The sequence below is a fragment of the Microbacterium shimangi genome, assembly GCF_043556445.1.
In the GTDB taxonomy this organism is placed as follows: domain Bacteria; phylum Actinomycetota; class Actinomycetes; order Actinomycetales; family Microbacteriaceae; genus Microbacterium.
Genome location: NZ_JBIGII010000004.1, coordinates 727,352 through 740,935, shown reverse-complemented (window position 1 = coordinate 740,935; position 13,584 = coordinate 727,352). Strand labels below are relative to the sequence as shown.

The window sequence follows — 13,584 nt, the reverse complement described above, 5'->3', positions numbered from 1 at the left end:
TCACCCCGCGCGACGAGCGAGGCGCACGATGACCGACTTCGAGGTCGGGGTGCCGCTGGTGTCGGCGACCGAGTCGAGTGGAACGAGCACGTTCGTCTCGGGGTAGTAGGCCGCGGCGTTACCGCGCGGCGTGTCGTACGCGATCACCCGGAACGCCTCGGCGCGACGCTCTTCGACTCTGCCGTCCCGCGCCGTCCACTCCGACACGAGGTCGACGATCTCGCCGTCGACGAGTCCCTGATCGGCGATGTCGTCCCGGTTGACGAAGACGACTCGGCGGCCGCCGTGCACGCCGCGGTAACGGTCGTCTTTGCCGTAGATCGTGGTGTTGTACTGGTCGTGAGACCGAAGCGTCTGGAGGAGCACCCGCCCTTCGGGGATGACGGGATATTCCAGCGGGTTGGCGGTGAAATGCGCGAGCCCGTCGGGCGTCGCGAACGTGCGGTCGTCTCGCGGGCCGTTCGGCAAGACGAAAGTGCGGCCCCGGGCGATGCGCTCCTCGTAGTCGTCGAACCCCGGGACGACCCGCGAGATGTGGCCCCGGATGAGGGTGTAGTCGCTCTCGAGGCGTTTCCAGTCGGCTCGGGGCACGCTCGGCGAGTCGGCTCGGTCTCCGAAGACCAGATCGCACAGCCGGGCGAGAATTGCGGGCTCCGACAGGAGGTCGTCGGCGGGCGGACGCAGGCGCCCCCGTGAACCGTGGACGGCGCTCATCGAGTCTTCGACCGTGACTCGCTGCTCTCCGCCCGCCCGCCGGTCGCGGTCGGTGCGTCCGAGGGTCGGGATGATGAGGGCGCGGCGACCGGTCACCGCGTGGGAGCGGTTCAGCTTCGTCGACACCTGCACCGTGAGATCGACCGAACGCATCGCGGCCTCGGTCACGAGGGTGTCGGGGGTCGCGCTGACGAAGTTGCCGCCCATCGCCATGAAGAACCGTGTCTTGCCGTCGCGCATGGCGCGGATCGCTTCGACCGTGTCGTACCCGTGCTTGCGCGGCGCGTAGAAGTCGAACTCTTCGTCGAGCGACGAGAGGAATCCTTCGTGGGGCTTCTCGTAGATGCCCATCGTGCGGTCGCCCTGCACGTTCGAGTGCCCGCGCACGGGGCAGAGACCTGCGCCGGGCCGCCCGAGGTTTCCCTGCATCAGCAGCAGGTTGACGACATCGCGAAGCGTCGGCACGGAGTGCTTGTGCTGGGTGAGCCCCATCGCCCAGCAGACGATGGTCGATCGAGACGTGCGGACGATCTCGCCGATCCGACGTAGCTCGGATTCTTCGATGCCGGTGGCTGCTTCGAACTCGGGCCACGACGCATCCGACATCGCCCGTTCGAACGCATCGAACCCGCTCGTGTACTGGGCGACGAAGTCGCGATCGATCACGCCCCCGCGCTCGGCCTCGCTCTCGAAGAGGTGCTTGGCGATGGCCTGGAACAGCGCTTGGTCGCCGCCGAGTCGGATCTGCACGAACTCGTCGGCGAGTTTGGTGCCGCCGAGCAGCATGCCCCGGGGCGTCTGCGGATTCTCGAAACGCATCAGCCCGGCTTCGGGGAGCGGGTTCACCGCGATGATCGTGGCGCCGTTCTGCTTCGCCTTCTCGAGCGCGCTCAGCATGCGGGGGTGGTTCGTGCCGGGGTTCTGCCCCGCGACGATCAACAGGTCGGCGCGGTGGATGTCGTCGAGCGACACCGTGCCTTTTCCGATCCCGATCGTCTCGACGAGCGCGGAGCCGCTTGACTCGTGGCACATGTTCGAGCAGTCGGGCAGGTTGTTCGTGCCCATCCCCCGCACCAGCAGCTGGTAGAGGAAGGCGGCTTCGTTGGAGGTGCGGCCGGAGGTGTAGAACGTCGCCTCGTCAGGGTCGTCGAGCTCGCGGAGCGCATCGGCGACGGCCTGCAGCGCGTCGTCCCACGAGATGGGCCGGTAGTGGGTGGCGCCTTCGTCGAGGATCATCGGCTCGGTCAGTCGGCCCTGCTGTCCCAGCCACCAATCGTCGTGCTCGTTCAGCTCGGCGACGGAGTGCTCGGCGAAGAACGACGCGTCCACGCGGCGGATCGTCGCCTCCTCGGCGACGGCCTTCGCGCCGTTCTCGCAGAATTCCGCGATGTGGCGTTTGTCTTCCTCGGGCCAGGCGCAACCCGGGCAGTCGAAGCCGTCTTTCTGGTTGACGCGGAGAAGGGTGCGCGCCGTGCGCGCGACGCCCATCTGCTCGACCGAGATCTGCAGCGCGTGCGCGACCGCCGGAATGCCGACGGCCACCTTCTTGCGTGTGCCAACGGAGACGTCGGACTCGTCGATGTCATGTGAGGGGGGCTTCGTCGCCATAGGTGGAGCCTATCCGCGCCCGAGCCGGCCGGGCTCAGCCGCCCGCGGCCATGTCCCATTTTCCGCAACGATGACGCCGGATTCTGGCGGAATTCGGGACATGACGGATGCCATGTCCCATTTTCCGCAACGATGACGCCCGATTCTGGCGGAATTCGGGACATGGCCCGGTGGGTGGGCAGGGCCGGGAACGATGAACCGGATGCTGAGGCTCAGCCCGCGATCTCCTGGTAGGCCGCGAACATCAGCGACTCGTCGGGCGCGCGGAGCACGGTGGGGCGAGCGATGTCGTCGAGGACGATGAACCGCAGCATGCCGCCTCGGCTCTTCTTGTCGCGCTGCATGGTTGCCAGCAGCTGCGGCCACGCACCCCCGCGGTACGTCACGGGCAGGCCGAGTGAACCCAGGATGTCGCGGTGACGCTGGGCCGTCGCATCAGGGAGCCTGCCGGCGAGCCGGGACAGCTCGGCAGCGAAGACCATGCCGACCGAGATGGCCGCCCCGTGGCGCCACCGGTAGCGCTCGGCGTGCTCGATGGCGTGCCCGAGCGTGTGGCCGTAGTTGAGCACTTCGCGCAGGCCCGCTTCGCGGAGGTCCTCGCCCACGACGCGCGCCTTCATGTCGATGGCGAGTTCGATGCACCGGCGGAACGCGTCGCCCCGGGGGTCGACGACTCCTTCGGGGTCGGCCTCGATGAGGTCGAGGATCTCGGGGTGCCAGATGAACCCGGCCTTCACGACCTCGGCGAAGCCCGCGACCGACTCGTTGCGCGAGAGCGAGTCGAGCAGGTCGAGATCGCAGACGACCGCACGCGGGGGCCAGAAGGCGCCCACGAGGTTCTTGCCCTCGGCGGTGTTGACCCCGGTCTTACCTCCCACTGCGGCATCGACCATCGCCAGCACCGTCGTCGGCACCTGCACGATGGCCACCCCGCGCAACCAGGTGGCCGCGACGAATCCCGCCAAGTCGGTGACCGAGCCGCCACCGAAGCCGATGACGACATCGGTGCGGGTGAAGTCGGATTTGCCCAGGATCTGCCAGCAGAACGCCGCGACTTCGATGCGCTTGCCCTGCTCGGCGTCGGGGATCTCGGCGAGCAGCACCTCGCGGTCGCCGACGAGTTGCGCGCGGAGCGCTTCTGCCTGCTCCGCGAGCGTCGGCGCGTGCACGATGAGCACCTTGCGGGCATCCGGGGGGAGCAGATCGCCGAGACCCGCGAGGATTCCCCGGCCGATCGTGATGTCGTACGGGGCGGGGCCGGCGACGGAGATCGTACTGAGCTCGTTCATGCGTGCTGCTCCTCGGTGGGGATGGTGGTTCGGGCCCAGGCGGCGATGGCCTCGACGGCCGCCTGGAGGGGGCCGGTGCTCGTGTCGAAGGTGACGTCGGCCACTTCTTCGTAGAGCGGGCGCCGTTCGGCGTAGATCGCGAGCCAGCGGGTCATGGCATCGTCGCCGGCGAGCAGCGGGCGCGAGTCGTCGCGCAGGCGCGACGCGACAACGCGGGGTTCGACGGTGAGAAATACGACGCGGTGGGCGGCCAGGTCGGCGCGTGTCGAAGGATCGAGGATCGCTCCCCCGCCGAGCGAGACGACGCCGCCTGAGCCGAGCGAGGTGCGCACCGCTTCTCGCTCGAGCCGTCGGAAATGGGCCTCGCCGTGGTCGGTGAAGATCTGCGGGATCGCGCCGTGCTCCCGCGCCAGCGCTGCATCGGTGTCGGTGAACGTGGTGCCGAGCGCTTTGGCGACGCGGCGCCCGATGCTCGTCTTTCCGGCCCCCATCGGACCGATGAGGACCAGCGAGTCAGATGACGAGGTCATGCGCGGCCAGCGACGCATCGCTGTCGGCGGCGGTGCGCAGGGTCGACGGCAGATGTGCGAGGTACGACTCGATGTTGCGCCGCGTCTCACCGACGCTGTCGCCGCCGAACTTCTCGAGCACGACGTCGACGAGCACGATCGCGGTCATCGCCTCGGCGACGACGCCGGCGGCGGGAACCGCGCAGACATCGGAGCGCTGGTGATGGGCGGCGGCGGTCTCGCCCGTCGCGACGTCGACCGTGCGCAGGGCATGCGGAATAGTGGCGATCGGTTTCATACCCGCGCGCACCCGCAGCGCGGTGCCGGTCGACATGCCACCCTCGGTGCCACCGGCGCGGTCGCTGGAGCGTGTGATGCCGCCGTCCGCGGTGAACAGCTCGTCGTGCGCCTGCGACCCGCGGCGGGTGGTGGTCACGAAACCGTCGCCCACCTCGACACCCTTGATCGCCTGGATGCTCATGAGAGCCTGGGCGAGCTTTCCGTCGAGACGGCGGTCCCAGTGCACGTGGGAGCCGAGGCCCGGCGGCAGACCGTACGCGAGCACCTCGACGATGCCGCCGAGTGTGTCGCCGTCCTTCTTCGCGGCGTCGACCTCGGCGACCATACGCTCGCTCGTCGCGGCGTCGAAACAGCGCAGTGGGTCGGCGTCGAGGCGATCGACGTCGTCGGGCGCGGGGAACGCCGAGCCCTCGGGCACGGCCACCGTGCCGATCGAGACGGTGTGGCTCACGAGCCCGATACCGAGCTCGGAGAGGAATGCGCGAGCGAGCGCGCCGAGCGCGACGCGCGCGGCGGTCTCACGGGCGCTGGCGCGCTCGAGGATCGGCCGAGCTTCGTCGAAGTCGTACTTCTGCATGCCCACCAGGTCGGCGTGACCGGGCCGCGGGCGGGTCAGGGCCGCTCCGCGTCCACGGGATTTCTCCGTGAGCTCCACCGGCTCGGCGTTCATGACCTCGACCCACTTGGGCCACTCGGTGTTGCCGATACGCAGGGCGATCGGGCTCCCGAGGCTGAGCCCGTGCACGACCCCCGAGGAGATGTGCAGTTCGTCCTCTTCGAACTTCTGGCGCGAGCCGCGGCCGTAGCCGAGCTTTCGACGCGCGAGGTCTGCGCGGATCGCCGCCGACGAGATGGGCACGCCCGAAGGGAGACCCTCCATGATGGCGACCAATTCGGGGCCGTGGGATTCACCGGCTGTGAGCACGCGGAGCATGTCCCTAGTCTCCCATGACGGCTTCGCGCATAGCCGCCAGCACTGCGGGCTCGTCGTCGAGTTCGATCTCGGTCGAACCCGAGACGAACACCCGCACCTGCAGAACGGCCTGGTGCAGCAGCATCCCGAGTCCCGACACCGGAAGGCCGCCGGCGCGCTGCCAGGTCGTCGCGAGCGGCGTGGGCCACGATCCGTAGACCACGTCGACCAGCAGTCCGGCGTGCGCCGCCAGCCCGTCGGCGGCTGCGCCGAGGTCGGTCCCGCCCGGGAGCGTGGCGATCGTCACCGTCGCCCCCGAAGGCGGCGCCATCGTGAAATCGGCGGGCACTACCTCGACGCCGAGCGCCTCACCGAGGCCGATGAGGGGCACGACGGCCTCGGGGCGACGGGCGACCACGTCGACACGTCGGGCGCCGAGTTCTGCGAGGGCGACGAGCGCAGACGCGGTGGTCGCACCCGCGCCGAGGATGCGACCGAACGGCACCTCTTCGACCCCCTGTTCGCGGATGGTGGCGACCAATCCCCCGACGTCGGTGTTGAACCCGCGGGGGCCATCGGTCGACAGCAGCAGCGTGTTCACCGCCCCCGTCAGGCGCGCACGGTCATCGAGAGTGAGAGCGGATGCTGCGGCGGCTCGCTTCAGCGGCATCGTCAACGAGAGTCCGCGCCACTCTTCGTCGAGCGCGGTCAACGCACCATCGAACTGCGCCTCTCCGACCTGCCGCCGGGTGTAGTCCCATGGGACGCCGAGCACCCCGTAGGCCGCCGCGTGGAGGCGCGGTGAAAGGCTGTGGGCGACGGGGTCGCCCCACACCGCGAGCTTCGTACCGATCAGCATCCCGAGTCGGGGTTGTCGCGGCACCAGCCGCGCCACTGCTCCACCGCAGCTTCATGGTCGTCGGCCGTCGAGGTGAAGACCGTTTCGCCCGTGTCGAGGTTGACCGTGACGAAGAAGAGCCACGAGCCCTCCGCCGGATGAATTGCCGCGTCGATGGCCTGGTCGCCGGGGTTGGAGATCGGGCCGACGGGCAGACCCGGCACCACGTAGGTATTCCAGGCGTTGTCGTCAAACTGCGCGTCCTCCGACGTGCTGGCCGAGCCTTCGTGCAGTTCGCCGTAGCCGTACTGCGCGGTGGAATCCATCTGCAGCTGCATGCCCTGATCGAGGCGGTTCTGGATCACCCGCGACACCCGGTAGAAGTCGTCGGCCACGCGTGCTTCGCGCTGGACGATCGAGGCGACCGTGAGAACGCGCTGCCGATCACCCTCGGTCACGCCGGCTGCATCGAGTGATTCGATCGTCCTGTCGACCATCCTCGTGATCGCGGCGGAGGCCGTCGTGCCGGGGTCGAACGTGTAGGTCGCGGGGAACAACCATCCCTCGAGACTGTCGGCGTCGACGCCGTAGGCGGCCGGGTCGGCGACCGCGGCCTGGAGGTCTTCGAGCGGGATCTCTGTCTGCTCGGAGATGCGTGTGACGGTCTGCTCGACCGTGAGTCCCTCGGGGAGCTGGGCGGTGTTGGTGAGCTGGTTCGCCGGGTCGCGGAGGGCGGCGAGCACGGCCTCCGACGTCATCTGCTGCTGAAGCTTGAAGACCCCGGGTTGGAACGTGAAGACGGTGGAGGTTTCGATGAGGTAGTCGTAGAACGAGCTGGAAGCTTTGGTCACCCCGGCGTCGAAGAGCTTCTGCGACACCTGCGGGCCGGCGTCGCCGCTCACTACGGTGATGGTCGCTTCGCCCTGCGCGATGCCCGCTTCGAAGTCCTCGCGCTCATCGGGTGCGAACATGCCCTGCATCTGGGCGCCGAAGGTGTTGACCGCCCAGAAGCCACCCACCGCCACGGCGCCGACGATCGCCAGCACGATGACGAGGGCGATCCAACCGCCGACGCGACGACGTCGTCGCTCGGCCGGGGGCGGAACCACACCGAGATCCTCGACGCTCCGGCGTCCGGTGAAGATGTCGTCGAGCGTGCCGACGGCGGGCGCGCCCGAACGCGGGGCTTGCGAGCCGGTTGCGGTGCGGGCCTGCGGAGCGCTCTGCCGTGCCTGTGTCGAACCGGGCCCACCTTGGGGCGGGTGCGGTCGCGTCTGCATCGACGCGGGACGGGTCTGCGCGGCCGTGCGTTGAGAGGCCGTGGGTTGAGAGGCCGCAGGCCGAGTGTCGGCTGCGGATTGCGAAGGCGACGCTGCCGATCGCGGAGCGGGCGCCGGGTCGGCCGGCGGCCGGGTGATGGGAGGCTGCGCGGCCGTCGGACCGGTGTCTCCGCGGGCGGCACGCGCGGCGCGGCGTGACGTGGGGGCGTCCGCACGGCGCACCTCGGCGGTCGGTTCGCGGCGCGGGTCGGGCAGTTTTCCGTACAGGTCGGCCAACGGATCGTCGAACGGTGAAGGGGTGTCGGGCATGTCAGGCGGGCTCCTGTCCCGAAGCTACGGCGGATCCGGCCGGGTTACCGGACTGTCTCTCGACATCGAGCGCCTGTTGCAGCAAGACAACGGCGGCGACCTGGTCGACAATGCTACGAGACTTTCGCTGTGATCGCCCTGCTTGTCGAAGAGCGGCGTGCGCCGTGACCGTGCTCAGGCGCTCATCCACGAGTCGCACCGGCAGGGTGGATGCGGCGGCCAACTCGGCCGCGAACTCCCGGGCGTCGGCGGTGGAGGCCGTCTCTCCCCCGCTCAGGCTCGTGGGCAGTCCCACCAGGATCTCGAGCACGTCGTACTCCGCGGCGATCTCGAGAATGCGCGCGATCGGCGTGCCGACGCGGCCCACGGTCTCGACGGGAACCGCGAGGAGGGCGTCGGGGTCGCTGCGCGCGACGCCGACCCGCGCGCGGCCGACATCGACCCCGAGCCGCACGCCGCGACGAAGCGTCACGCGGCGGTCGTCCTCACCGCCGCCACGATGGCGTCCAGAGCTCCCGGCAGTGCTGCAGCATCCGTTCCCCCACCCTGTGCGACGTCGTCGCGGCCGCCTCCACCGCCTCCGAGGGCGGCGGCTGCGGCTTTGGCGAGGACACCGGCCTTGACGCCGCGCTGACGCGCCGCGTCATTCGTGGCGACCACGACCGCGACCCGGTCTCCGACCACGGCGCCGAGGGCGGCGACCGCCGGCTCCGAGCCCAGACGGTCGCGCACCTGAAGGGCGAGCGAGCGTACGTCGTCGGCGGTGGCGGCAGTGCCCAGCGACTGGGCGACGACCCGGACACCTCCGGCGGCCACGGCCGCGTCGACCAGCTGCGGCAGACGGTCGGCGAGGGCGCGCGACTCGAACGACGCGATCTTCTTCTCGGCGGCCTTCAGACTCGCCGCGAGCTCGGCGATACGCGCCGGAAGCTGATCGCGCGGGGTCTTCAGCGAGCTCGTGAGCTGCGAGACGATGGCACGCTCGGCCGCAAGTTCGCGGAACGCGTCGAGACCGACGAGCGCCTCGACCCGGCGGTTGGAGGCACCCACCGAGGACTCCCCCACGAGGTTGATCAGACCGACCTCTGCACTCGACGACACGTGCGTGCCGGCGCAGAGTTCGCGCGACCACGGGCCGCCGATGTCGACCATGCGCACGGTCTGGCCGTACTTCTCACCGAAAAGGGCCATCGCCCCCGCCTCTTTTGCTTCGTCGAGCGACATCACGCGCGTGGTGACTTCGAGGTTGTCGCGGACGGCGTTGTTGGCGATCTCTTCGATCTCCGACCGGGTCTCGGGCGACAGCGCCTGACCCCAGGCGAAGTCGAACCGCAGGTAACCCGCCCGGTTGAGCGATCCGGACTGCGTCGCGCTCTTGCCGAGCGTGTCGCGGAGAGCCGCGTGCACGAGGTGCGTGGCGGAGTGCGCCTGTCGCGCGGCCCGGCGGTTCACCGCGTCGACGACGCTGGTGGCGGGCTGTCCCGTCGCGACCTCTCCGACCTTCACCTCGACGGTGTGGCTCACGAGCCCGGGTACCGGCTTCTGCACGTCGATGACGTCGAGCTCGTAGCCGGGACCGACGATGGCGCCCTTGTCGGCGACCTGACCGCCCGACTCCGCGTAGAGCGCGGTCTCAGCGAGGATCACTTCGGCGATCTGGCCTTCGCGCGCGCGGTCGACGGCGATGCCGTCGACGAGGATCCCGAGGATGGTCGACGGCGTTTCGAGATCGGAGTACCCGGTGAAGACGGTCTCGCCCAGCGCTCGGTACTCGCTGTACACGGTCTGATCGGCGATGGCACGCCGGCGTGACTTCGCGTCGGCCTTCGCCCGCTGGCGCTGCTCCTGCATGAGCGTGTCGAACGCGGCACGGTCGACGGTGAGACCGGCTTCTTCGGCCGCCTCGAGGGTCAGGTCGACCGGGAATCCGTAGGTGTCGTGCAGCAGGAAGGCTTCGGAGCCGGTGATCGCCGATGCGCCCGCGTCTTTCGTCTGGGCCACGGCCAGGTCGAGGATGGTCGAGCCCGCCGCGAGGGTGCGCAGGAACGTCTCTTCCTCGGCGTACGCGTAGGGGGCGATGCGCGACCAGTCGTCGGCGACGATGGGATAGGCCTCTTTCATCGCGTCCCGCGAAGCGGTGAACAGCTCGGGGAAGGTCGGCCCGTCGACCCCGAGAAGCCGCATCGAGCGGATGGAGCGGCGCATCAGCCGTCGAAGGATGTAGCCCCGTCCCTCGTTCGACGGAGTGACCCCGTCGGAGAGCAGCATGAGCGACGATCGCACGTGGTCGGCGATCACCCGGAAGCGCACGTCGTCTTCGTGGACGGCACCGTAGCGGCGGCCCGACAGTTCGATCGCACGGTCGAGCACCGGGCGCACCTGGTCGGTCTCGTACATGTTCTCGACGCCCTGCTTGATCAGCGCGACGCGCTCGAGGCCCATGCCGGTATCGATGTTCTTCTTCGGCAGGTCGCCGACGACGTCGAAGTCGACCTTCGAGCGCACGTTGTTGATCGCGTACTGCATGAAGACGAGGTTCCAGATCTCGGTGAACCTGTTGTCGTCCGCCACGGGACCGCCGTCGCGGCCGTACTTCGGTCCGCGGTCGAAGTAGATCTCGGAACAGGGCCCGGCGGGTCCGGGCTGGCCGGTCGTCCAGTAGTTGTCTTCGCGCCCCAGTCGCTGGATGCGCTCAGCGGGAAGGCCGGCGACCTTCTGCCAGAGCGCCGCGGCCTCGTCGTCGTCCTCGTAGACGGTGACCCAGAGGTCGCGCTCGGCGAAGCCCAGACCGCCGTCGGATTCGGCGGAGGTGAGCAGCTCCCAGGCGTACGAGATCGCGCCCTCTTTGAAGTAATCACCGAACGACCAGTTGCCGAGCATCTGGAAGAACGTGCCGTGACGGGCGGTCTTCCCGACCTCCTCGATGTCGTTCGTGCGGATGCATTTCTGCACATCCGCTGCGCGCGAGTAGGGCGCGGGGACGACGCCCGTGAGGTAGGGGATGAACGGCACCATGCCTGCGATCGTGAAGAGGATCGACGGGTCGTCGCTGACCAGAGAGGCCGACGGGACGATGGTGTGGCCGTTCTTCTCGAAATAATCGAGGTAGCGCTGGGCGATATCGGCGGTCTTCATGGATCGGGTCTCCGGAGGGCAGGATCGATCGCGCCCGTGAGGGCGTCGGCGACGTGGGTTCAGTCGGTGAGGGTGGCGGTGACGTTCTTCGCCGCGTCGGCGGCCTTCGCCGCGGCTTCCGTGGCCGAGGCGCGGGCATCGGATGCGGCGTCCTGCGCCGCAGCGGCGGTGCCGGCCACGGCGTCTTTGGCTTCGGCGACGAGCCCGACGAACTGGGCCTCCTGGTCGCGGTACGCATCACCCATACGGTCGGTGAACTCACCGATCCGAGCGTCGACCTGTGAAAGCAACTCGTGGCCGCGCGGATCTTTGTTCACCAGGTGGGCGACGACGAAGCCGCCGGCGATGCCCAACACGAACCAGCCGAACTTCTTCACAGTCACCACTTCCTTGAACGAGCCGCGGGTACGGCATCGCCTTCATCGTAGTGCGCGAACGCCGAAGGGCGCCGGGGTGAACCCCCGACGCCCTTCGAAGCCCCGAAGCGCTTATCGCGCCGCGTAACTCCGTGGCTGGCCGCTGCGCGGCTGTACCACGCGTCGCTATCGCGCCGCGTAGTACTCCACAACGAGCTGAACGTCGCACGTCACGGGAACCTCGGCGCGCTTCGGACGACGCACGAGGCGCGACTGGAGCGTGTTGAGGTCGACCTCGACGTAACCGGGAACGATCGGCAGAACCTCGGCGTGACCGCCGGCGGCTGCGACCTGGAAGGGCTCGAGTCCCTCGCTCTTGGTCTTGACGTGGATGAGCTGACCCGGCTTCACGCGGAACGACGGGCGGTCGACCGTCTGACCGTCGACCAGGATGTGGCGGTGCACGACGAGCTGGCGCGCCTGCGCGGTCGTGCGGGCGAAGCCCGAGCGCAGGACGAGCGCGTCGAGGCGCATCTCGAGGAGCTCGACCAGGTTCTCACCGGTCAGGCCCTGCGTGCGGCGAGCCTCGTTGAAGGCGTTGCGCATCTGCTTCTCGCGGATGCCGTACTGCTCGCGGAGACGCTGCTTCTCGCGCAGACGAACGGCGTAGTCGCTGTCGGTCTTGCGCTTGGTGCGGCCGTGCTCGCCCGGAGCGTAGGGACGCTTCTCGAGGTAGCGGGCGGCCTTCGGGGTGAGCGCGATACCCAGCGCTCGTGACATGCGGACCTTACGGCGGTCCTGTGACTTCGTAGGCACGAAGGTGTCCTTCCGGATACGTGGCCGCGCATTTCGCAGCTCACGGACGTATCACCCGCTCCCGCCCTACCGGTGCGCACGTCGGGGCATACCGGCAGGTGAAAAAAGGAAGAAGGGGATGCCCGAAAACTGTGTTTCGAGCCGATCCAGCCTAACAGACGGGCCTGCGGGTGGTATCGCGTGTCACTCCCCGTCGACGATCCGCCGGATCTTCGACAGCCGAGCCGAGATCTCACGCTCCTGGCCGTGGGTGGTCGGGTCGTAGTACCGGCGTCCGCGAAGTTCGTCGGGGAGGTACTGCTGGGTCACGATCCCGATGTCGCTGTCGTGCGGGTAGAGGTAGCCCTTGCCATGCCCGAGACGCTTCGCACCGGGGTAGTGCGCGTCGCGCAGATGCGGGGGCACGCGGCCGAAGCCCCCCGCGCGCACATCGGCGATCGCGCTGTTGATCGCGTTGTACGCCGCGTTCGACTTGGCCGTGGTGGCGAGGTACGCCGTCGCCTCGGCGAGCGGGATGCGTCCCTCGGGCATACCGATGAACGCGACCGCGTCGGCCGCCGCGATCGCGATCTGCAGCGCCTGCGGGTCGGCGAGACCGATGTCTTCCGCCGCCGAGATGACGAGCCGTCGCGCGATGAAACGGGGGTCTTCGCCGGCTTCGACCATGCGAGCGAGATAGTGGATGGCCGCGTCCACGTCGGATCCCCGGATCGACTTGATGAAGGCGCTGATGACGTCGTAATGCTCATCGCCCTGTCGGTCGTACCGCAGAAGCGCTCTGTCGACCGCCTGGGCGATGTGGTCGGCGGTGACCACGGGCTCGTCGTCGTCAGTGTCGATGGCGACGGCTGCGGCGGCTTCGAGCGCCGTCAGCGCCCGACGCGCGTCGCCCGAGGCGAGGCGCACGAGAGCGCTCCGCGCGTCGTCGTCGAGGACGACCGAGCCCGCCAATCCCCGTGGATCCGTCACCGCCCGATCGATGAGACCGGCGAGGTCGTCGTCTCCGAGCGGGCGCAGGGTGAGAAGCAGCGACCGCGACAGCAGCGGCGAGATGATCGAGAACGACGGGTTCTCGGTGGTGGCGGCGATGAGGACGACCCAGCCGTTCTCGACACCGGGGAGGAGTGCGTCCTGCTGCGCCTTGGTGAAGCGGTGGATCTCGTCGAGGAAGAGGATGGTCGAGGCGTTGTAGAGGTCGCGCTGGGTCAGGGCGTCCTGCATGACCTCGCGCACGTCTTTCACCCCCGCGGTGACGGCCGAGAGTTCGACGAAACGCCTCCCCGATGAGCGAGCGATCGCCTGCGCCAGCGTGGTCTTGCCGGTGCCGGGCGGACCCCACAGGATCACGGATGCTGCCGAGCCGGGGCTCGCCGCATCCGAAGACGCGAGCGTCACCAGGGGTGATCCCGGCCGCAACAGGTGGCCCTGGCCGGCGACCTCGTCGAGGCTGGTGGGTCTCATCCGCACCGCGAGCGGCGTCTGCCCCGGGAAGAGGGCGGCGGAAGAGGTCATCCGAT

The 13,584-nt window shown here is 69.1% G+C and carries 11 protein-coding genes; all 11 read right to left on the bottom strand.

Translation table 11 applies throughout. The annotated features are described in order from the left end of the window. On the bottom strand, window positions 1-2,322 hold the full coding sequence (locus tag ACFXQA_RS10485; RefSeq protein WP_394519766.1) for an FdhF/YdeP family oxidoreductase: 2,322 nt from the start codon (window positions 2,320-2,322) through the stop codon (window positions 1-3). A 212-nt stretch (window positions 2,323-2,534) separates the two neighbouring features. Further along, window positions 2,535-3,611, bottom strand: a complete 1,077-nt coding sequence (gene aroB / locus ACFXQA_RS10480) for a 3-dehydroquinate synthase (protein ID WP_394519765.1) — start codon at window positions 3,609-3,611, stop codon at window positions 2,535-2,537. After that, window positions 3,608-4,141: a shikimate kinase gene (locus ACFXQA_RS10475; protein ID WP_394519764.1), complete on the bottom strand. Its 534-nt coding sequence runs from the start codon at window positions 4,139-4,141 to the stop codon at window positions 3,608-3,610. Before ACFXQA_RS10475 ends, aroB begins: the two co-directional genes overlap by 4 nt. Next, entirely contained in the window at window positions 4,125-5,354 is a 1,230-nt protein-coding gene (aroC, locus tag ACFXQA_RS10470; RefSeq protein WP_394519763.1) for a chorismate synthase, read from the bottom strand. Before aroC ends, ACFXQA_RS10475 begins: the two co-directional genes overlap by 17 nt. A gap of 4 nt (window positions 5,355-5,358) precedes the next feature. Then, a complete protein-coding gene (locus tag ACFXQA_RS10465) occupies window positions 5,359-6,216 on the bottom strand; it encodes a shikimate dehydrogenase family protein (RefSeq protein ID WP_394519762.1) in 858 nt (285 codons plus the stop codon). Beyond that, window positions 6,186-7,760 (bottom strand): endolytic transglycosylase MltG, encoded by a 1,575-nt coding sequence (gene mltG, locus ACFXQA_RS10460; protein ID WP_394519761.1) that lies wholly within the window; start codon window positions 7,758-7,760, stop codon window positions 6,186-6,188. Before mltG ends, ACFXQA_RS10465 begins: the two co-directional genes overlap by 31 nt. Before the next feature lies 1 nt (window position 7,761). Beyond that, window positions 7,762-8,232: a Holliday junction resolvase RuvX gene (ruvX, locus tag ACFXQA_RS10455; RefSeq protein WP_394519760.1), complete on the bottom strand. Its 471-nt coding sequence runs from the start codon at window positions 8,230-8,232 to the stop codon at window positions 7,762-7,764. Then, complete coding sequence (gene alaS, locus ACFXQA_RS10450) at window positions 8,229-10,895, bottom strand: alanine--tRNA ligase (RefSeq protein ID WP_394519759.1); 2,667 nt, start codon at window positions 10,893-10,895, stop codon at window positions 8,229-8,231. Before alaS ends, ruvX begins: the two co-directional genes overlap by 4 nt. A 59-nt stretch (window positions 10,896-10,954) precedes the next feature. Continuing rightward, window positions 10,955-11,272, bottom strand: coding sequence for an ATPase (locus ACFXQA_RS10445; RefSeq protein WP_394519758.1), 318 nt, complete (start codon window positions 11,270-11,272; stop codon window positions 10,955-10,957). Between the two features lie 165 nt (window positions 11,273-11,437). Next, window positions 11,438-12,067, bottom strand: coding sequence for a 30S ribosomal protein S4 (gene rpsD, locus ACFXQA_RS10440; protein WP_394519757.1), 630 nt, complete (start codon window positions 12,065-12,067; stop codon window positions 11,438-11,440). A gap of 183 nt (window positions 12,068-12,250) precedes the next feature. Continuing rightward, on the bottom strand, window positions 12,251-13,579 hold the full coding sequence (locus ACFXQA_RS10435) for a replication-associated recombination protein A (RefSeq protein ID WP_394519756.1): 1,329 nt from the start codon (window positions 13,577-13,579) through the stop codon (window positions 12,251-12,253). Window positions 13,580-13,584 lie beyond the last annotated feature (5 nt).